This window comes from Nostoc sp. KVJ20, assembly GCF_001712795.1.
Classification (GTDB): domain Bacteria; phylum Cyanobacteriota; class Cyanobacteriia; order Cyanobacteriales; family Nostocaceae; genus Nostoc.
Genome location: NZ_KV757578.1, coordinates 1 through 18,392, shown reverse-complemented (window position 1 = coordinate 18,392; position 18,392 = coordinate 1). Strand labels below are relative to the sequence as shown.

The window sequence follows — 18,392 nt, the reverse complement described above, 5'->3', positions numbered from 1 at the left end:
TACTTTATCTATCAAATGGTATCAATAGTTGCTATTGCATCACACTCGTGCATAATATACAAGAATGGATTTGGAAAGCTTACGTATTTTCATTGAAGTTGCTCGTCGAGGCAGTTTTGCAGCAGTCGCCCGAGACCACAATATAGATCCCTCATCTGTATCGCGGGTCGTCGCCTCTCTTGAGGAAGAATTAGGCATACGCTTATTCCAGCGAACAACACGGCACATGACCCTAACAGAGTCCGGAAATCTCTACCTGTGTCGTGTTGATGCTTTGTTAGATGAGCTAGAGCACGCTCGTGACGAAGCCCTTGCAGTCAGTGTTGGCCCTATCGGTACTTTGAGAGTCACGACCTCAGTAGCGTTTGGTCATAAGTTTCTTGTGCCCTTACTCCCAGAATTTCGGGATTTATTTCCCGATCTCAAACTTGAACTACTATTAACAGATACAAATCTTGATTTAGTATCTGAACGGGTGGATTTAGCGATCCGTCTCGGGCCAAATATTCAGATTGGTGTTATCTGCCTAAAGTTATTCAACACGCGCTACCGAGTGTGCGTTAGTCCTGCCTACGTGGAGCGTGAGAAGTACTTACACGTTCCAGACGATCTCCGAGTTCATAAGTGCCTACTTTTCACTTTACCAAACTTCCGATCAAGGTGGTTATTCCGTGACAATAATGGAACAGTCAGCGAAGTACCTATCGAAGGTGATGTAGTGATATCAAATGCGTTAGGACTTCGTGATTGTGCGCTTGCTGGTATGGGGCCTGCACTGTTAGCCAACTGGCTGATTGACGAAGATATCGCTCAGGGAAAGCTTATTGACTTATTCCCAAATTATCATGTGACTGCGACGGATTTCGAGACAGCTGCATGGCTTTTATACCCTAGTCAAACTTATTTACCAAACAAAGTGCGAGTCATGATTAACTTTCTAAAACGAAAATGCTCTGACTGCAAATAAGATGAGTTATCCCTCTTTCAAGAAACCCTTTCTACATAAGCTTTAAGTCAAGTGTTTCTTGAAAGAGGGATAAGTGCGATCGCATTAAAAATTATTGAAAAATTGAGCGCTTGTTGACAAAATTCTGATTAGTAATCACAATGTAATTACAATCAAGGATAAGTCTTCTCATGGGGACAGCAATTAGAACCCGTATTGTTAAAATCGGAAATTCTCAAGGTATCCGCATTCCTAAACTTCTGCTGGAACAAAGTGGTATTGGCGAAGAGGTGGAAATTGAAATTCAAGATTGTCACCTAATTGTCCGTGCTGCCTCTCAATCGCGTCATGGATGGGATGAAGCATTTGCAAGAATGGCGAAGCAACACGACGATACACTGCTCGATGATGCAATAACTACAGAGTGGGAGCATCTAGAGTGGGAGTGGTAGTGAATCGATTTGATGTGTTTTTGGTTAACCTCGACCCAACAATTGGCAGTGAGATTCAAAAGACAAGACCCTGTGTAGTAATTTCACCAGATGAGATGAATAAATATATTGCCACGGTTATTGTTGCTCCGATGACAAATAAAGGACAGTCTTATCCGACTCGTGTCACTTGTGAGTTTCAGGGTAAAAATGGGCAAATTGTTCTAGACCAAATTCGTACAGTTGACAAAACTCGATTAGTCAAAAAGCTAGGTCAGATTGACCCGGATGAACAAAAAGCAGTTTTAGATACTTTGGCTGAAATGTTTGCTGAATAATATACCTAACAATCTATACATCCGATGGTTATACCAATTTTTTATAGATACGAATTACATAACATATCTGGTTATCTTCAACATCTGGTTTCCACCAGGCTGTAGTTCGTATTCAACCTTTTCAATATCTATTTTGTAACCTTTCGAAGTGTAATATTTAACTATTTCATCTAAATGTTGTGAATGTTTCCACATTAAAGTTATCAGGGGAAATATTCTGACTTCTTTCGCAATACGCAACATCTCACCTACTGAATTTAAATGAAAATCGTAATCGAGATGGTCTGAATATAAAAATAATAAATGCGAACAAAGAGCTATATCAAATTCTTGATTATCATAAGCCAATTTTGGTAATTCACCAACTGTATATCTATTACTCTTTTTGCCAGTTTCATAATCAGACAGAAATTCTTGAATAACTTTGACTCGATTTTGTCGCAAATCATCCGGGGATTTATGATAGCTCCATACCCAATCATTCGATGTCGCCTTGACTTGGTTAATGATGTTATCTACCACTTCATTAAATCTTTGCAATATTTCATCACCGGAAAATTGGTATAGTGGATCAACAGAAACTACACTTTTACCCTGACGTGTCATTTCGGCATTAAAGCTTGCTGGCCCATCCCCAATCCCAATGATTCTTTTATTTAAATCTGCATTTGTTAAATTGAATATTTTTATATATTCATCCATCGACCTCCCAAAAGGAACTACTTTCTCTAAAACCATTGCCATAGAATTTACCTCGTCAATAGACTGATTAAAACAGGATAATATAGGAATACGCTTTGATTTCTGAACGAATTTGCGTAGACAGGCAACAGTCAAGAAGGCTTCTTAGTTGTACTGAGTTTTTTCAGAAATCAAATATGAGTCCTATAGTAAACTTAAAATGTTTTATGCATTGCTAGACGGCAATTATTCAGAAGCACGTCAAGTTGTTTTAGAACAGTCAAGGGATTTCTACCTCTAAATACAGCAGCGATCGCAGCTTCATAAGGATTTCTTCCTGTTCTCTTAACAGCATTTATTGCAGCTTGATTTGATAAGCCTCGCATACTAACTAGCCATGCCGCTAACACATGTCCAGTACGTCCAATTCCACCAGAGCAGTGTACAATAACTTTCTCATTTTGTTCATCAGCTTCTATTAAGAAAGGAAGTATTTTCTGTGTGAGGGTTTCTAAATCAGATAAATGGAAATCTGCAATTGGTGCCCAACAAACCACCTGATTCCCAAATTCTTGTTTGTACATTGTGAGAAGATCAGAGAAAGAAGCTAGCTGTTGTTCAGCAAGAAGACAGCAAACACGCTTGATATTTTGGCGCTTCATGAATTCTATCCAATCCTGAACATTCTTGTCAGTGTATCCAGGTCGCGCAGCACCAAAGACTATTTGCTCCTTCTCCCAAGCTGGGGCAAACTTGTACATATTGAACTGTCTAGAGTCGAGGTTAGTAAATCTTACCAATGGCAGAAAATAGCGATAGCTGCGCCAACGCTTTCAGCGATCGCAGTTTAAAAATCCTTTTACACCCGATGCTAACTAAAGTCACTATATCAAAGACTTAATACAATACCTACGTATACACCACTATCTTGCTCTAGGCTGATACAGCATTGCATACAAGCTACCCGGAAGAGAATAAGGTAAATCGAATGGTAATAATAAAGTTTTTCAAGAAATTTTATATTTTTGTGAATTCTCTTGCTGGCTATACTACCTCTAATGCTTATTCTTAGCACTTTTACAGCTTACCTAGCTACCTTCAGTTCTCACCTTGACTAATTAAGGAGGTTAAGAGAAACTAACTAAATACTGATGTATGTGCTTATAATATTAATAAGTTTTGCAAAGATTCTGAGATATATGTGTTGAAAGATGGAACATTAGTTAACAAATCGCAGGTTTGTATCTAAGTAAAAATGTTCCTACGGCTATATTTGTAGCCTTCTGCTAAGGCAGTACAATTTAAGCGTACTTATCCTGGTTGGCCAAAAGAATGGAGACATTAGAGTTCATAATTTATCCAGACGGTCGGGTACAAGAGAAAGTCACTGGCATTGTGGGTGCTTCTTGCGCTGAGGTTACAGCGGCAATAGAAGCACAGTTAGGGCAAGTACTTAATCATGAGCCAACCTCAGAATATTTCGCCGCGAAGGTGCAGCAATCTAATGTGGCGAATACACACACCACTTACAGCGATTGGTAAGTTTTCACAGTAGTTTAGTGTTATTAATTCACAACCACCATGTCACACTTTAGCCAAATTAAGACTCAAATCCGTAACCTTGATTCTTTGAAAGATGCTTTAACTGAATTGGGCGTAGACTGGAAACCCGGCCCACGCGAAGTCCGTGGCTATCGCGGTCAAACCCATCCTGCGGAAGTTAGTATTGAGCAGGAAAATGGCTATGACATCGGTTTTAGATGGAATGGCAAAGAATATGAACTGGTGGCTGACTTGCAATATTGGCAGCAAGATTTGTCTGTAGATGGATTTTTGCGCCAAGTAACACAGCGCTATGCTTATCAAACAGTTATCAAAGAAACAGCTCGTGTTGGTTTTCAAGTTTCTGAACAACAAAAAAATGAAGATGGTTCAATTCGCCTGGTAGTACAGCGCTGGAGTGCGTAATGGCTGATTTTCTGCCGTCGCCGGAAGAACAAGAAGAGAACCGTTCCGGTTTGGAACCAGAATTAGGGGGTTTCTTACGGGATGCCCCAGAACGTTCTGGTTTGGAACCGGAATTGGGCGGTGTGCTGCGCCAAAATGGTGTTTATGTTGACGAAATCACCTGTATTGGTTGTAAGCATTGCGCTCATGTTGCGCGTAACACCTTCTACATTGAACCAGATTACGGGCGATCGCGCGTGGTTCGCCAAGATGGGGACGCTGAGGAACTTATCCAAGAAGCAATTGACACGTGTCCAGTTGATTGTATTCATTGGGTTGATTACACTGCACTGAAAAACTTAGAAGAAGAGCGCAAATATCAGGTAATTCCTGTAGTGGGTTATCCGGTAGAACAAGCCGTGGCTGCTAGCGAACGTCGGCGTAAAAAGCAAAAGTTAAAGACCAAAAAATCCCGTTATTAAGATAAAAACAAACGTTAAATCAATATAATAAAGGACTGGTATATCCAGTCCTTTAGTTTTTCGTAATACAATACTTGTCGGGTTTTGGGGGAAAGGGGAATGGGAAAGGGAAAAGAAAAAACCTTTACCCCTTAACCTTTAACCTTTTCCCCAAACCAGATTCCGAGTTAAAAGTGATTAACCGAGGAGTATTGTTTCGTAATATAGTTAATTTTTAACAGCTTTTTAGTAAAGCCTTTTAATCCAAAATTGCTGTAACTCGCTTCATTTTAAATTTAGAGGATCATGTTGTGAAAGCAATTTTTCTACTTTCGCCTCGTCTAACCTAGCAGTTAATCTTCTAGTTTCGTGCAAGTCTCTAGTAGTTTTTGCCAAAGTAAAAGTTGAGCCAACAGAAAAAGCTAAACCCATACCCATAAATCCTTTTACCCAACTGTTCACAGGTAAATTTACAATACCGAAGGTGGTCATAGAAATAGAAATCACAAAAGCTGCCCAAGTTTGAATAACCCAAGCTGGACTGTCTTTTTGAGTACCAATTGTTTGCATATTTCTTATCTTTGATATGAGTTATTTGTACCAATTCGTAATTAAGAGGTATAAGATTTAATCTGATCCTCTAAACTTTTATTAGATAGTTTGATTTTAGAGAATTGGTGTTAACAGTAATTGTATTAATGGGTAGGTTTACTGGTATCAATAGTAAGACCAGTTTGATAACTGTACTCCAAAAAGTAAGCTCAAGAGCAATTGGATTAAATAAAAACTGGTACAAACTTTGTACCAGTTTTACAAGTGGCATTAAACAGATTAGTTTACTTATTCATCTGGAAAAGTCTGTACCTTGCCATCAGGACTGAGAACAACTCGAATTCTGACATTTTGTCCGCCTCTATTAGGGGAAACAAAAGGTTTACCCACTTCAGGCATCCCAGTGCTATCAACGAATTCTCTTGCTGGCTTATTAAGGGGAAAAATTCGTTCAACTGTGCCGTCAACGCTGACTATCAAACTGTACTCTAATGTTTGTCCCAGTCCAGTGGGTGGTTGCCAACGTTTTTTGAGGTATTCTCTAGCTTCTGCTATTTGAGGTGTATCAAATAATGTACCAGTAGCCACTTCTGTGGATGTGGGGGGTTTGCGTTCGTCCCCTAATTGATCGATAAAGGGATTGTTCTCCGCAGTTCTAGAGGAAGGAAGTTGTGAAGCAGGTTTTTCTCCAGGAGAAGGTTGCTGTAGAGAATTGATTCTTTCCTCTAGCTGTTGTGAGCTTAGTGACGGTGGTTGGGTAGGGGTATTGCCAGCACTATTATTGGGTATATTGCCAAGAGATGGGGGAACTACAGGTGAGATATTAGTTGGTAAGCTGCCTGCATTAGCAGATAATCTGGGTGGCAAATTCCGCAGTTGAGGGAGAGTACCAGCTTGGGAACTTGATCCTGTAGGGTTCTGTCCCAGATTTGGTAATATGGCAATTTCCTGACCTGGGATTTTGTTGGATGGTGCGTTAGCGCTTGCAGAGCGTCTTGTAGAGAAGTTCGCTGTTCGCGTAGCGTCTTGCAGAGAAGCCATCGCTCCATTAGTGGGAAGAGTTCCAGTCGTCCCTTGAGGTATTGTCAATGCATTATTTGGAAATAGAGGTGGCGGTGTAGACAAACTGGAACTAGGGGCTGTTAGAGGTGCTTGGGGTAAAGTTGATGTGGAAAGTGGAGGGGTGGAACCTAACAAATTATCTGATGGAAGAGTAATCCCGGATTCAGGCGTGGGAAAGTTTAGTGAGGGTGAAGGTTCTAAAGCAGCCTTTATCGCTTCTGGATCTGATGTTTTGGCTGTTTGCTGTTGCTTTTCCCTAATGGTATTAGCATATTGCCAAGTAACTGGTAAAAAACCCACACCTAATACTAATACTGCGGCAATAGGTGCCCAAGCCGGGAATCTCAGAGTCGAACTCGTGCTGTTGAGAGTTGGGAGTGCCATGACATCAGTCGAATATTCATCTAAAGCACTTGCCAAATCAAATAGTTGCAGCAGACTGAGTTGAATTACAGGGCCAGATGAGTGATTGGCGAGAGAACCGAGAAATAAATTGTGAGTTAAATAGCTGCTTGGTTCTAAATGAATATTTGCCCCTGGAATCTGGGTACTAAAGGAATTTAATGTTTTTGTTGAAGACTTTAAGTCCGGCTCATCCAGTGCTGTGCTTGACTGCTGGGTACCGGAGAAACTGACCCAAAAGCTTTCTGGAGACTGTTGGAGGAATTCTTGTACATAGCTGGTGACCGCATCACATAAAGCTTCAAGTTGTTCGCGATCGCCCCGAATTGGAACTCTGTGTTCTTCTGGTAGTCGGGGATCATCAAAACGTAGCTCAAAGCTTAGGTGTTTGAGGACAGTTTTCCCCATCCAACGAGACAGAGGTGAACTTTGCGCGAATACTTCTAGCGTGCAAGTCGGCGGTGTATAGCAACGAATGACAGAATTTGATAGAGGCATGACAGGAACTGCGAAGAAGACTATTTGGGATTTTGCAAAAAATTGAACCAGTTGCTTGCCAGGAAAAGTTGAAACAGCAGATTCCTCCACTCAAAACTTTGTCAGGTTCCTTCCGTAGTGCATTGCCCAAGAGCTAACGACCATCAAAAGAGTTTCCTGATCTAGCAAACAAATCACGAGCGAATTTTGGTTGAGAAATTTCAAATCTAAAATTTAAAATTTTGTTGAACGGTCTATGAGTGCTAGCCAGAGACGGCGATGCCCACCAGGAGCACTGTAAAAAAGTAAATCTACAAGCAGTTTTAGGGCCAGGTTGGTTAGTAAATCCGTTGAGATTTGCTCGTCCTCTTCCATCCGCTCTTGGTAGGTGTTGCAAAAAGCATCAATATAATCTCCAAGTAAAGCAGCCTGGTGAGGTTCCCGGTTATTTTCTGCCATTTGTTCCAACAGGCCGACAGCGCGGCGAATCAATTCCTGGTGCTGTTTGGCTAGGTAGCAGATGATCAGAACAAGCGATCGCGCTTCTTCGACATCTAGCTTTTTTCGCCCTCCTTGACCTTTGCGTAGGGGATTTGATTGGCGCAGTCGCCATAAAGCTACGCGGTCTGGCACTCTTGACTCTAAATTCAGATCAGTTGCCGCCGAAAGCATTGCCTCTGAACCAATCCCAGTTAAGGTTTCTAGGGCCAACAGCACCAAGTCTAATTGGGTTTTGATATTGTCCCATTGAACTGTGTTTGGGGCTGGAAGCTTGATTAAATCCTCCCACTGGGAATTTGGAGTGGCTGAGTTGGCGGCCGAGTGCATAACTTTTAGCATAGGTGATCAAGCTGATAGGGGATGTTGCTGTTACCCATTTTGAAACCAGACTCTCAAGCATCAAGCTTGGTTTCCCATAGCTATGAGCCAGAGGCTTCAGCTAGATTTTTATATGTGGTAAACAGCAGGTATCTTTGTCCTACTCTAGATGAAAATTTATTTTTGACAAAGTAGAAAATTATCAATTCTAGTTAAGGTTTATCCGACTTTCGCAGCTAGTTCCGTACAAGAGTATAAATAAACAATTGTTTTGAATGCTAACTGCTAATTACCCTCAAGTAATTATGTAGAATACCTCCTAATTTGTTTACGGGTTTAAATTTTGAAATTTCTTGATGTTTATTAATTAGTCTTTGTGTATACATAATTACTATACAAATATTTTGGCTGTTTACTACAGACGCTTCTGCTGCTGGACAGCAGTTTCACTTGTGTGCAGCCTGTTATTTCAGTACAGGCTGGGCAACATCAGGACGATTGATGCATTCTTGAAATTGATGACAAACTGAAAAATTTTATCAAGTCAGCATTTGAAGATGTTGGCCAATTGATTATTTCCAACTTAGTTGGTATTATATCTTTAATCACAAACTACGCACATATCAAAACTCATTTATTACTTTGATGGGTAGAGATAATGGCTAACTCACTGAGTAGTAATAGTAACCCAGTAATATAATAACGATGAAAAAGCATTTTTTTGCCTTTTCACTGATAGCTTGTGCTGTCAGTACTGAAAAATGCCGATCCTGCTGGTGAGAAATTAACTGCATATATCCTGTCACAAGAAGCGCAAGAAATTTTGGCAAAGTATGGATTTAGGACTCCCTCTACTTCTGTTCCCGAACATCAGGGTGTGAGTGGAACTTTATCGAACAGAATAAAGGCGTCAGTCGTCAGAATGGGCTAAACCTTAGCTATCCGCTAACAGCAATGTTTTCTGTGAGTTGAATTGTTGTGGAAGCTTTTAAAGATGCACTTAGGTGATTTCCAGAATAAAAATTACCACACAACATCATTCCATCCTATTGGAAAACGGCTGTTGCCCTCTGCACGGGTAAAATTATTTTGAGAAATCACCTTATAGCTTGACAATTTAATTACTAAAAACGTCAATCGCTTTATCAATGCTGACTAAAAAGTTAGATTATTAGTCTAACTACGCCATCGAAGTGTCTTTTCTTTAATTGGGTTAACAAAAGAACGCCCCTGTATTTGAGATTTAGCAAATTCTGCTTTCAATCTATAATACCAACGGGCTTGGGCATCGGCATCTCCAACTAAAGTTAAGGGTGGATTATGTTTCAAGCCGATTTGTTGTTTAAGCAAAATTTTTTGATCTTGATTGAGAAAACTGCGCGTAAACCATAGTAACAATGGCTGGAGAATAGGAAACCAAGGTAAAGTTGTGTAAAACATCGTTGTTTCCTCAGTCTCAGTTTCGGAAATGGGAGTAATTGCTGTTAAGTTACAAACCATATGTTTCTCAGTAAACACCCGCTCAATACGAATTCCCGGTAAACGAAATGAGATTTCGATCTGTGGATTGCGTCCAATCAAACGATAGAACAAGGTTTGTTGTTCTAGTGGGTGCTTTCGCATGGTAAAGCCATGCAAAGATGGTTCAAAGATTTTGACTACTTCCTTTAGTGTCTCAGGGGAACGCCACCACCACGCCTGGTGAACGAAAGCAATATGAGCTGGATCGATCAATCCGACTACGGCGTGATCAACATCACAGGAAAAGCGGATGGACTCAACGGCTTGGTGGCTTTGATCGGCAAACTCAGGGATTAATGGGATTTCTTCTAATATTAAGGAAGTCTCATCATTTGACATATAAATCCAAATATTTCCTTGCGCCTCTTGTATTGGATAACTTTTCGTTTCACTTACCTTGGCAAAGACTTTTCCTGAGCGATCGCGACTAAAAATTATTAGCTCATTTAAGAGGGTTTTTGAAATTATTTGTCCAGATTTTAGCTGCTTACTGGGTAATGCATAGTACCAAGTATTTCTTAAAAACAAAGGTGTTTTAGCCATATTTAGAATTGGAATCAAAGCAATTGTGCGATCGCAATTTGTGAGTCTAGTTTAAATTAATTCAGGAGAGATATGTTGCAAAAACTGTTTAAGACATAAAACACATCTGTTCTTAGTTGACGACTCACACTGCTGTTTAGTTCAATTCTAAGCAAATGAATGTATTTTATTCATTGGATGCGATCGCTTGAACCGCACTTTGGATTAAGCGAAGCAGGCGCAATGGTTCAACCATTTAAAAACTCAGTGCGATCGCTAAAAACGGTAGTTTATAATACACTATCCTTTCATTGCGTATTGTTACATCGCTTAACTAATTATCTAAGAGGTTGTTTGAAAAGTAGTATGTTGTGATTTTAATCGAATTATTACCCCCCTTAGTCCCCCCTTATAAAGGGGGGAAACAATAAAATCCAGTTCCCTCCCCTTTATAAGGGGAGGGCTAGGGTGGGGTAAAAAAATTTTATACATCAATCATGACTTTTCAAACATCCTCTAAAACTCAAAAAGCCTGCGTAGGCAGGCTTTGTTTAGGTAGCCCCAGACTAAAGGTCTGTGGGCGCTTTCATATTTTTTTAAGAGATTGAATGACTAATTTCAATCAACGTTTCTAACTGCTCCCTTCACTGCGTCGCCTGCATCTTCAGCTGTGCGCTGAACATTTTTACCAGCATCTTCTGCCCCACGCTGAACATTTTTCGTCAAATCTTGGGCTGCATTCTGGGTATTACCCTTCAAATTTTCAAATCCACGCTGAGTCCCCTTAACAACACCTTCCCGTAACTCCTCAGCGGAACTGCCAATATCTTCACCTAGATTCTTCACTCTTTCACCGACAGGTGTACCTTGTTGAAAATTACGGCTATATTGCTCTCGGCTGTCAATTCCCTTTTGCTCAATGTTTCTTTGAGCATTTTTCACTAGTGCCTCAGCCCTGTCATTTGCTGCCTTTTCATCTCTCGCTCTAGGATCTACATCACTAAAGTTGTTCATCCCACCAGCGGGAGAGGAGAGAGGATAATCTTTTGTGGCATCGTATCGTTCGATATTAGGTGCTTGAGCGCCAGGTTGTGGTGGCTGTGTTGCTACTCCCGGAGCGCCACAAGCCTGTGCCATAAATAGAAACATTCCTGCTAAGAAAACAGTTAAAATTTTCAAGGGACGGATATTTTTCAGCCAATTCATTGCTTTTTTCATACTTCTAACTCCCTGCATTTTTGTGACTAAGTTAAACTTCAACCAAGATTGGTATTTGTGAATTATTTTTGTATCCGAACTATTCAGACAAAACAATAACTTTTCTTAATCATACGAATAATAAAATGAATTTTACATCTAGCGCAAGTCACATTTTAATTAGTACAAAAATAATATTTTTATCTAACTCTAGGGAGATATAAACTAAGTTAATATGGTTGTCGTCAAAAGAGCTAATCAAGTTGTTTGATACTTCAAAAGCTTTGCATATATAGCTTATATACCATAAGAGTTGAGGTATTCAGCCATTGTTGCTCTACCGTTAAATTACTAAATTCATGAAACAATTTTTACGCTGGATAATTTTGGGAGGAACGCTGTTTTTTTTGGGGAAAGCTCTGAAGGATAATTGGATTGAGGTGACTGCTATCCGCATTGATGAGGTAGGATGGGCAATTATGGCGATCGCTACAGGGGTCACTTTACTGGCACATACTTGGGCAGGCTGGATCTGGACTTGGATTCTACAAGAGTTAAATCAACCTGTATCATCTCCCCAATTTATCCAAGTTTACCTAAAAACGAACATAGCTAAGTATTTACCAGGTAATATCTGGCATTACTACGGGCGAATTGTCGCCGCCAAAAACGCCAATGTTTCTGCTGGTGCAGCCACCTTAAGCGTTTTGCTCGAACCCCTACTCATGCTAGCGGCTGCTTTAATCATTATTGTCCTATGCAGTAGCCAATTTGCAGCAGCGAATACTACCCTCGTTTTGCAAATACTACAATTGCTGAGTTTAGCTGTAGTCCTTTGTGCGATTCATCCTTGGTTTTTAAACCCAGTTATTCGCTTTTTGCACAAATTGAAAGCAAAAAAGTCTGCTGCTACCACTGAACCAACTGTTCCCTTCAGTCTTAAAAGCTACCCTCTACGACCTTTGTTAGGAGAATTGGGTTTTATGCTATTACGCGCCACTGGGTTTATACTAACTATCTTCGCCCTGAGTTCGTTGAATGCGAATCAAATACCTTTATTGTTAGGGGCTTTTAGCTGCGCTTGGTTATTGGGGCTTGTCATACCCGGTGCGCCTGGTGGTTTAGGTGTATTTGAAGCGACTGCGTATGAACTTTTACGACACCACTTTCCATCTGCCCTAGTATTTAGTGCGATCGCTCTATATCGCCTCATTAGTATTCTAGCTGAAACTGCGGGTGCTGGCCTCGCCTGGTTAGACGAACGCCTTGCTAAATCCTGAATCAGGTAAAACTCATTTTTTTCTATCTACCTTCATCTGTGAAAACACACGATAACCATCCAGGTTTAACTGTGGATTACTGCTTTGTTTCTCTTCTTCCATCTTAATCAAGTTATATTCCACGTTTTCTGCATAAATTGCAAACGTGATATTAAAAATTTCCATAAAATTAATGACTCCCTTGCATTCCTCTTCCGAATACTTTTCATAAAAACGAATCAAGTGAGCAATCCGAGTTTCTAAATGTCTGCGAGAGTTTTTAGAAATCAAAATAATTTTTAATAGTACAATTACCAATGTTAGAGAATGACCTTGACTAATTAATAGTATAAATAATGATGAAGGTTGTTTTCCATTTTCTATTGTCAAGCAATCAATAACTCGATTGCAGGTTCTCAAGAATAATTCTTTAGTCATAATTTCTTGATTATAATCCTTTTTCCATAAGGATAAAACATTTGCAAATTGCTGCCTCCAACTCTCTACTGATTCTTGATTTTCTACAGAAAAAAATAGATATTTTTCCAAGTTTATTTTAAATTCTTCCAGAGTTTGATTTTGAGTTTGCTTGATAAATATATGGGCAATATTTTCATGGCTAAATACACCTCTTTTTAAGACAATGGCTTTTATTAGCCGCAGAGCTTGATCTCCCAAAACACTGGGATTTTTATAGCGTGTCGTGCTTGATACAGCAGATTGAGAACGAGCAATGTATATTGCTAGTTCAAACTTAAATTTGTCTTTTATCTGTTTAGAAAGCTTTCTAGCAGCCTCTTGTTGCTCTCTGGGATTATTTTTATTAACAGATTGGTCAATTAATAAATAGGACGTATAGCGATTAGCCCAATGACCTTTAGATGATTCCTCATATTTATTAGCAAATAATTTTAGTTCTTGATAATCTTTGCTGTTGACAAAATTCTCTAGCCAGTTCTTACAAATTTTTACTATTGGATGATTATTGGTCTTTATCTTCAGATTTTCATTAACAAATAAATTAACTAATTCTTGTATATATTTGTCTTTTCGGTTACTTTTCCAATTATTAACTATGATGTAGCAACACCTTTTAAGCGTATTGTATAATTCCTGTTCGTTATCATCTAAAAAAATACTGTATATTCCAGGTATATAATCTGAATCCTCTGAATCAAGACCGTCTATAAATAAACCTTTGAATTCCCGTAAAACATCCTCTGGTGACAGTTTTTTGACAATTTCCACGAAGAAGCTATAAACCTCCTCTTGTGCAATTTGCACATTTAGCTGTCTAGAGTTAGACGTAACACAATGGGTATCTTCCTGACTGATTGATAAACTATTAGCGGTCATTTCAGTTATCAGGACAAAAAGGCTTCCTGTTCATATTATTACCAGCTTAACCTTGGTGAACAGTAGTATCAATCTATTCTTCAGAGATTCAGTAATCTTTTTACATAAATTTGATTAACTAAGACTATAAATAAAGTATTAAAGACAAATTGTTTAATACTTCATTAAATAGTCCAGTGAAATTACTTAACTTTACCTATAAAAGACCATGCATAAAGATATGGGCGAGTTAATCTATGATTAGATACAACTCGCCCATACTTTTTATGGAAGCTTTTTGGCATTTTAAATTTTTAGTGGGGGTGGAGGGACTTGAACCCACACGACCTATTACGGTCAACGGATTTTCATTCTTCCGCAGTTTTCACTGCTACCTGATAGCTATAGCCAGTTCAGGTTTTAAGAATTGGACTCTCCCTTTACCCTCGACTTAACGTTAGGGTAGCTCCCGTCGGGTCTCTGCACCTTCCCTCAATTTTGGGTTTTTGATTTTGGATTTTGGATTGAAAATTAATCCCAAATCTAAAATCGCAAATCTAAAATTTTTGGGCTTGGCTCAGGATTGCCATGTCTGTCACCAGATTTAGGTTTCCCTGAGTTTGAGAGCTTACACTTGAGGGATTTCTCCTTCAAGGCTCAATTATTTAAGTCCGTAGCGTCTACCATTCCGCCACACCCCCGCAGGTGTTTGGCAACTAGTGTAACTAGTTATTTTGTAGAGGCAGCAAATACCCCCTCATCTATTCCACCATCAATTGTGTCTTTTGTCCAACGAGATTGAAAATATTTTTTCCAGACTGTGCGATTGTTTCCCAAAATTAGAAGTTTTCTTTGTTTCCCCGTAATCAATCTGGATGAGTTTTCGATCTTGTTTGATTTAAGCGCTTGCTTGCTGGTAGATTTACGATAATAGCATAAAATTACCTTTTGTTAGTCAATCTGGATATAAAAAAGAAATTCTACCGCAGTAATGTTGAAAGCATCATGACTATACTTCCCTCAGTTAGGCTGTTCAGCCTATGATGGAAAACAGATGCTTAAGACTTGAAAGTTATGATCGTCGCCCTGCTGTATCTGATTTTGGCTGGAGCTTACCTTCTGGTAATCCCGATTGCTGTCTTGCTGTACCTGAAGCAGCGTTGGTATGTAGCTAGCTCCATCGAGCGTGTGTTGATGTACTTTTTGGTGTTTTTCTTCTTTCCAGGTTTGTTGGTTCTATCGCCGTTTGTAAATTTCCGACCCCAACGGCGACAAATTCAAGTTTAACGAGATTGGTAGGTCATAACTCTCATGCGACGGATTGACGCTATTGGAATTGGCTTGGGTGTTTTTATTGCCGGCGGCTTGGCTTATGTAGGATTACAGCTAGTCGGTTTGGATAATCAGAAAGCTGGTATATGGAGCCAAGTCTTACTAATCAGTGGGTTAGTTGGCTGGTTAGCCACCTATTTTTTCCGGGCGGTGGGACAAAAAATGACCTACCATCAACAGCGGGAACAGTATGAGCAAGACTTTCTGCAAAAGCGGCTAGACGAGCTTTCTCCCGAAGAACTCGCACGAATTCAAGCTGAAATAGAACAAGAAGAGCAGTCTCAGGTGTAAAGTTATCATTGGTCAGTTGTCTCATTTGTCCTTTGTAACTTGCCTAGAGCTAATGACCAATGACCAATGACCAGTGACCAATGACCAATGACTAATTACCAATGACTGCGATTTCTGATTGCTTTAAAACCCTTGGGCACAATCGTGAGTGCGCTCTGATTCCTTTTATCACTGCTGGCGATCCAGATTTAGAAACAACAGCAAAAGCTTTGCAGGTTCTAGATCAGAATGGAGCCGATATTATTGAACTGGGCATACCTTATTCCGATCCTCTAGCTGATGGGCCAGTAATTCAAGCTGCTGCTACCCGCGCTCTACAAAGGGGCACAAAATTGGAGCAAGTGCTGGAAATGTTGCAAGGGATTACTCCCAAATTGCGATCGCCTATTGTCTTATTTACTTACTACAACCCAATTTTGCACCGAGGAATTGACAAATTTCTTCAGCAAATTTCCGCTGCTGGGGTCGCTGGATTGGTAATACCTGACTTACCCTTAGAGGAAGCAGCAGGCTTGCTCCAAGCAGCTAGTGAGATGGGAATTGACGTTATCTTGTTGGTAGCTCCCACCAGTTCTGCTGAACGGATAGAAGCGATCGCTCGTTCTTCTCAAGGGTTTATTTATTTAGTCAGCGTTACAGGGGTTACAGGAGTGCGATCGCAACTGGAAAACCGCGTGTCAGATTTACTCCAACAAATTCGTAGTGTTACTGATAAACCCATCGCTGTCGGCTTTGGCATCTCCGAAGCTGCACAAGCCCATCAGGTAATGGAATGGGGCGCAGATGGAGCGATCGTAGGCAGCGCTTTTGTGAAACGGCTAGCAGAAGGAACACCAGAGCAAGGACTAAATGCGATCGCCCAATTTTGCCAAAGTCTCAAGGCAGCCATCAAAGCCACCAACACCAGCATAAATACTCCTCTTGATTAGACGGAGAAAGTAGATTAAAAAAGTATAACAGTGTAGTTTTTCTATCGTTGCTTGGTAGACAATTTGACCATTATGGTCTTGAATATTAACATCAGATATCATGGTGTAAAAAAACTAGCTGATATAGTTGCTTATAGTTTGAGTATTATGTGAAATCAAGTAGGCATAATTTATGAGTGTGAGTGTGAGAGTGAGTCAGTCACAAATGATTATAGTTACGTCGCAATCGAGGAGCAAAGGCGATGAGTGAGAGTATGGCGTTTATCGGCGGGGTCGCCGTAGCTGGGCTGGCGGCTCTCGTATTGCTCAAAGGAACAAATACCCCCCTACAACCTAACTTTGCTGTTGCTCCGCAAATGCCAGGTGTCGTAGCGCCGGGAATGCAGCAACCAATGTATTCTCCTTATAACCCTTATGCGCCACCACCAGTGTATCCCGGTCAGGCTCAACCACCGACTGCTCCCAATACTGACCAGCGCTTAGAGATGGAGAAACTGAACGCGCAAATGCAGCTGGAGCGTTTAAAAAACGACAATGAACAGCTAAAGTTGCAAAATCAACAACTCCAAGGGCAAGTTCAAAATTTCAATACTCAGCAGCAGTGGCAATTAGCCCAGCAGAATAACCAACCAAAATCAGCAGCATTGCAGCCAGAAAATCCTTGGTGGTCTTCACCCATGCTTTGGGCTGTGGGAGGCGCAACTCTGACTATTGGTGGTGGTGTTGTCGTCGCTGGGGTATTGGCTTTGTTCTCACCACGGCAGCGTTCAGCCCGTACTGTACAAGTTATTCACCCCTACCAAGGAAATACACCACCTTTGGTTCCAGTCCGTCGCGCTGAGTTTCTGCCTGCTTCACGGATGGAAGCAAGAAGAGTTGAAGCCCCAGAATACGATGAAATGCACTAATCAGGGAAATTAAACCACAGATTAATACGAATGCACACAGATAACTTATCTGTGTGCATTCATTGTTTAAAATCATCAACAAAGCTTTTTACCCACTCAGTGCTGAGTTCTGTTAGCGGATAGCTAAGGTTTAGCCCGTGATGAGTAAAAACCCAGTTGTTTCAAGACTTTGATCAATCAAGACTGTCCTAATCTGTGTGACTACGGCTATATATCAATACAGTTGAGATAAGACCAAAACACTTGTCTTGACGACGATTTATCGCTTCTCAAAAACCCACCATTTTGTACAATTAGCCCTTAACCCAAGCGTATTGGTTTATATATAGGCGTTTTCAAGTGTTAAGCGTGGTATATCATCAAATTATTGGAACGGCTCATGTTGGGGCTTTAGACTTTTTGTGTTGAGTACGATTATTGCTTTTTTTTTACTCAGCCTAAAAGGTAAGTAATTAACCGGATTTTATATAGGACTCATATTTGATTTCTGAAAAAACTCAGTACAACTAAGAAGCTTTCTTGACTGTTGCCTGTTGCCTATTCCCTATTGCCTGCCTACGCAAATTAGTTCAGAAATCAAAGCGGATTCCTATATTAGAGTTTGGACTATCCTTACAAATGAGTTCTTTTTATCAAACAGAATTTAGACCCGCAACTGATTGATTCTGAGTCCTCAATTCTGATTTCTGAATTATTCTTCAATGAAGCCGATTATTTAGATTAGCAAATCTAGCCTACGTGTTTTTTAAAGTATCCATTAGTTGTATTTTTATTAAAAATTTTAAACCACTTTTTTATAGCCGTAGTCACATAGGTTAGGACATTTTGAAAACCCCAAGGCTAGGAATAGTAATACTTTGACCTCCTGCCTCCTGCCTCCTGCCTCCTGCTATACCACTGGAGTTGCCCTTAAACGTGTTGCTGTGCTTTTGCGAATGCGATCGCTTTTGCGAACACCACCCGCCATTTCATATTCACGGCT

Annotated in this window: 21 protein-coding genes; 13 read left to right on the top strand and 8 right to left on the bottom strand. The window is 40.2% G+C overall.

The genetic code is table 11. From position 1 onward, the window contains the following. The first annotated feature begins 64 nt into the window (after positions 1–64). The 3 genes from A4S05_RS07560 (at position 65) to A4S05_RS07550 (ending at position 1,715) form a co-directional block, all read left to right on the top strand. Positions 65–967, top strand: a complete 903-nt coding sequence (locus tag A4S05_RS07560) for a LysR family transcriptional regulator (protein WP_069069214.1) — start codon at positions 65–67, stop codon at positions 965–967. Between the two features lie 170 nt (positions 968–1,137). Continuing rightward, on the top strand, positions 1,138–1,398 hold the full coding sequence (locus A4S05_RS07555; RefSeq protein ID WP_069069213.1) for an AbrB/MazE/SpoVT family DNA-binding domain-containing protein: 261 nt from the start codon (positions 1,138–1,140) through the stop codon (positions 1,396–1,398). Next, a complete protein-coding gene (locus tag A4S05_RS07550) occupies positions 1,398–1,715 on the top strand; it encodes a type II toxin-antitoxin system PemK/MazF family toxin (RefSeq protein ID WP_256090858.1) in 318 nt (105 codons plus the stop codon). Before A4S05_RS07555 ends, A4S05_RS07550 begins: the two co-directional genes overlap by 1 nt. Positions 1,716–1,769: 54 nt before the next feature. Here A4S05_RS07550 and A4S05_RS07545 read toward each other — a convergent pair whose 3' ends face one another. Next, on the bottom strand, positions 1,770–2,459 hold the full coding sequence (locus A4S05_RS07545) for an SAM-dependent methyltransferase (RefSeq protein WP_069069211.1): 690 nt from the start codon (positions 2,457–2,459) through the stop codon (positions 1,770–1,772). Positions 2,460–2,611: 152 nt separating this feature from the next. Continuing rightward, entirely contained in the window at positions 2,612–3,157 is a 546-nt protein-coding gene (locus A4S05_RS07540) for a protein-tyrosine phosphatase family protein (RefSeq protein ID WP_069069210.1), read from the bottom strand. Between the two features lie 571 nt (positions 3,158–3,728). Between A4S05_RS07540 and A4S05_RS07535 the strand changes: the two genes are divergently transcribed. Genes A4S05_RS07535 through A4S05_RS07525 form a run of 3 tightly spaced genes read left to right on the top strand, consistent with a single transcriptional unit; the run spans position 3,729 to position 4,825 of the window. Beyond that, a complete protein-coding gene (locus A4S05_RS07535) occupies positions 3,729–3,938 on the top strand; it encodes a DUF2997 domain-containing protein (RefSeq protein WP_012406943.1) in 210 nt (69 codons plus the stop codon). Between the two features lie 39 nt (positions 3,939–3,977). Beyond that, the gene (locus A4S05_RS07530; protein ID WP_069069209.1) at positions 3,978–4,364 is read left to right on the top strand and encodes a DUF1257 domain-containing protein; all 387 of its coding nucleotides are present in this window, start codon (positions 3,978–3,980) and stop codon (positions 4,362–4,364) included. Beyond that, the gene (locus A4S05_RS07525) at positions 4,364–4,825 is read left to right on the top strand and encodes a ferredoxin (RefSeq protein WP_069069208.1); all 462 of its coding nucleotides are present in this window, start codon (positions 4,364–4,366) and stop codon (positions 4,823–4,825) included. Before A4S05_RS07530 ends, A4S05_RS07525 begins: the two co-directional genes overlap by 1 nt. 264 nt (positions 4,826–5,089) lie before the next feature. On the opposite strand, the gene A4S05_RS07520 is transcribed toward A4S05_RS07525, so the two are convergent. The 3 genes from A4S05_RS07520 to A4S05_RS07505 all read right to left on the bottom strand — a co-directional run bounded on the left by A4S05_RS07520 (position 5,090) and on the right by A4S05_RS07505 (position 8,137). Further along, complete coding sequence (locus A4S05_RS07520; RefSeq protein ID WP_069069207.1) at positions 5,090–5,374, bottom strand: YiaA/YiaB family inner membrane protein; 285 nt, start codon at positions 5,372–5,374, stop codon at positions 5,090–5,092. 270 nt (positions 5,375–5,644) lie between these two features. Then, a complete protein-coding gene (locus A4S05_RS07510) occupies positions 5,645–7,318 on the bottom strand; it encodes a DUF4335 domain-containing protein (protein ID WP_069069226.1) in 1,674 nt (557 codons plus the stop codon). 213 nt (positions 7,319–7,531) lie between these two features. Then, on the bottom strand, positions 7,532–8,137 hold the full coding sequence (locus A4S05_RS07505; protein WP_069069205.1) for a DUF3038 domain-containing protein: 606 nt from the start codon (positions 8,135–8,137) through the stop codon (positions 7,532–7,534). Positions 8,138–8,858: 721 nt separating this feature from the next. Between A4S05_RS07505 and A4S05_RS38640 the strand changes: the two genes are divergently transcribed. After that, complete coding sequence (locus tag A4S05_RS38640) at positions 8,859–9,047, top strand: type 2 periplasmic-binding domain-containing protein (RefSeq protein ID WP_256090857.1); 189 nt, start codon at positions 8,859–8,861, stop codon at positions 9,045–9,047. A gap of 245 nt (positions 9,048–9,292) precedes the next feature. On the opposite strand, the gene A4S05_RS07500 is transcribed toward A4S05_RS38640, so the two are convergent. After that, positions 9,293–10,180 carry a 2Fe-2S ferredoxin gene (locus A4S05_RS07500; protein ID WP_069069204.1) on the bottom strand — a complete coding sequence of 296 codons (888 nt, stop codon included), beginning with the start codon at positions 10,178–10,180 and terminating at the stop codon, positions 9,293–9,295. A gap of 159 nt (positions 10,181–10,339) precedes the next feature. Between A4S05_RS07500 and A4S05_RS41410 the strand changes: the two genes are divergently transcribed. Continuing rightward, positions 10,340–10,534 (top strand): hypothetical protein, encoded by a 195-nt coding sequence (locus A4S05_RS41410; protein ID WP_176726946.1) that lies wholly within the window; start codon positions 10,340–10,342, stop codon positions 10,532–10,534. Positions 10,535–10,777: 243 nt separating this feature from the next. On the opposite strand, the gene A4S05_RS07495 is transcribed toward A4S05_RS41410, so the two are convergent. Beyond that, on the bottom strand, positions 10,778–11,377 hold the full coding sequence (locus tag A4S05_RS07495) for a hypothetical protein (RefSeq protein WP_069069203.1): 600 nt from the start codon (positions 11,375–11,377) through the stop codon (positions 10,778–10,780). 338 nt (positions 11,378–11,715) lie between these two features. Between A4S05_RS07495 and A4S05_RS07490 the strand changes: the two genes are divergently transcribed. Further along, positions 11,716–12,636 (top strand): lysylphosphatidylglycerol synthase domain-containing protein, encoded by a 921-nt coding sequence (locus tag A4S05_RS07490; RefSeq protein WP_069069202.1) that lies wholly within the window; start codon positions 11,716–11,718, stop codon positions 12,634–12,636. A 12-nt stretch (positions 12,637–12,648) separates the two neighbouring features. On the opposite strand, the gene A4S05_RS07485 is transcribed toward A4S05_RS07490, so the two are convergent. Next, positions 12,649–13,971 carry a hypothetical protein gene (locus tag A4S05_RS07485; protein WP_069069201.1) on the bottom strand — a complete coding sequence of 441 codons (1,323 nt, stop codon included), beginning with the start codon at positions 13,969–13,971 and terminating at the stop codon, positions 12,649–12,651. A 1,053-nt stretch (positions 13,972–15,024) separates the two neighbouring features. On the opposite strand from A4S05_RS07485, the gene ndhL reads away from it, so the two are divergent. The 4 genes from ndhL to A4S05_RS07465 all read left to right on the top strand — a co-directional run bounded on the left by ndhL (position 15,025) and on the right by A4S05_RS07465 (position 17,410). After that, positions 15,025–15,237 (top strand): NAD(P)H-quinone oxidoreductase subunit L, encoded by a 213-nt coding sequence (gene ndhL / locus A4S05_RS07480; protein ID WP_069069200.1) that lies wholly within the window; start codon positions 15,025–15,027, stop codon positions 15,235–15,237. A 24-nt stretch (positions 15,238–15,261) separates the two neighbouring features. After that, positions 15,262–15,573, top strand: coding sequence for a DUF3007 family protein (locus A4S05_RS07475; RefSeq protein ID WP_069069199.1), 312 nt, complete (start codon positions 15,262–15,264; stop codon positions 15,571–15,573). A 101-nt stretch (positions 15,574–15,674) separates the two neighbouring features. After that, the gene (trpA, locus tag A4S05_RS07470; protein WP_069069198.1) at positions 15,675–16,502 is read left to right on the top strand and encodes a tryptophan synthase subunit alpha; all 828 of its coding nucleotides are present in this window, start codon (positions 15,675–15,677) and stop codon (positions 16,500–16,502) included. 242 nt (positions 16,503–16,744) lie between these two features. Then, positions 16,745–17,410: a heterocyst differentiation related protein gene (locus A4S05_RS07465; RefSeq protein ID WP_069069197.1), complete on the top strand. Its 666-nt coding sequence runs from the start codon at positions 16,745–16,747 to the stop codon at positions 17,408–17,410. Positions 17,411–18,392: the final 982 nt, after the last annotated feature.

Coding starts and splice junctions, on each gene's coding strand:
- A4S05_RS07560 (WP_069069214.1), top strand. CDS start 65: ATGGATTTGGAAAGCTTACGTATTTTCATTGAAGTTGCTCGTCGAGGC.
- A4S05_RS07555 (WP_069069213.1), top strand. CDS start 1,138: ATGGGGACAGCAATTAGAACCCGTATTGTTAAAATCGGAAATTCTCAA.
- A4S05_RS07545 (WP_069069211.1), bottom strand. CDS start 2,459: ATGGCAATGGTTTTAGAGAAAGTAGTTCCTTTTGGGAGGTCGATGGAT.
- A4S05_RS07540 (WP_069069210.1), bottom strand. CDS start 3,157: ATGTACAAGTTTGCCCCAGCTTGGGAGAAGGAGCAAATAGTCTTTGGT.
- A4S05_RS07535 (WP_012406943.1), top strand. CDS start 3,729: ATGGAGACATTAGAGTTCATAATTTATCCAGACGGTCGGGTACAAGAG.
- A4S05_RS07530 (WP_069069209.1), top strand. CDS start 3,978: ATGTCACACTTTAGCCAAATTAAGACTCAAATCCGTAACCTTGATTCT.
- A4S05_RS07525 (WP_069069208.1), top strand. CDS start 4,364: ATGGCTGATTTTCTGCCGTCGCCGGAAGAACAAGAAGAGAACCGTTCC.
- A4S05_RS07520 (WP_069069207.1), bottom strand. CDS start 5,374: ATGCAAACAATTGGTACTCAAAAAGACAGTCCAGCTTGGGTTATTCAA.
- A4S05_RS07510 (WP_069069226.1), bottom strand. CDS start 7,318: ATGCCTCTATCAAATTCTGTCATTCGTTGCTATACACCGCCGACTTGC.
- A4S05_RS07505 (WP_069069205.1), bottom strand. CDS start 8,137: ATGCTAAAAGTTATGCACTCGGCCGCCAACTCAGCCACTCCAAATTCC.
- A4S05_RS07500 (WP_069069204.1), bottom strand. CDS start 10,180: ATGGCTAAAACACCTTTGTTTTTAAGAAATACTTGGTACTATGCATTA.
- A4S05_RS41410 (WP_176726946.1), top strand. CDS start 10,340: ATGTATTTTATTCATTGGATGCGATCGCTTGAACCGCACTTTGGATTA.
- A4S05_RS07495 (WP_069069203.1), bottom strand. CDS start 11,377: ATGAAAAAAGCAATGAATTGGCTGAAAAATATCCGTCCCTTGAAAATT.
- A4S05_RS07490 (WP_069069202.1), top strand. CDS start 11,716: ATGAAACAATTTTTACGCTGGATAATTTTGGGAGGAACGCTGTTTTTT.
- A4S05_RS07485 (WP_069069201.1), bottom strand. CDS start 13,971: ATGACCGCTAATAGTTTATCAATCAGTCAGGAAGATACCCATTGTGTT.
- ndhL (WP_069069200.1), top strand. CDS start 15,025: ATGATCGTCGCCCTGCTGTATCTGATTTTGGCTGGAGCTTACCTTCTG.
- A4S05_RS07475 (WP_069069199.1), top strand. CDS start 15,262: ATGCGACGGATTGACGCTATTGGAATTGGCTTGGGTGTTTTTATTGCC.
- trpA (WP_069069198.1), top strand. CDS start 15,675: ATGACTGCGATTTCTGATTGCTTTAAAACCCTTGGGCACAATCGTGAG.
- A4S05_RS07465 (WP_069069197.1), top strand. CDS start 16,745: ATGAGTGAGAGTATGGCGTTTATCGGCGGGGTCGCCGTAGCTGGGCTG.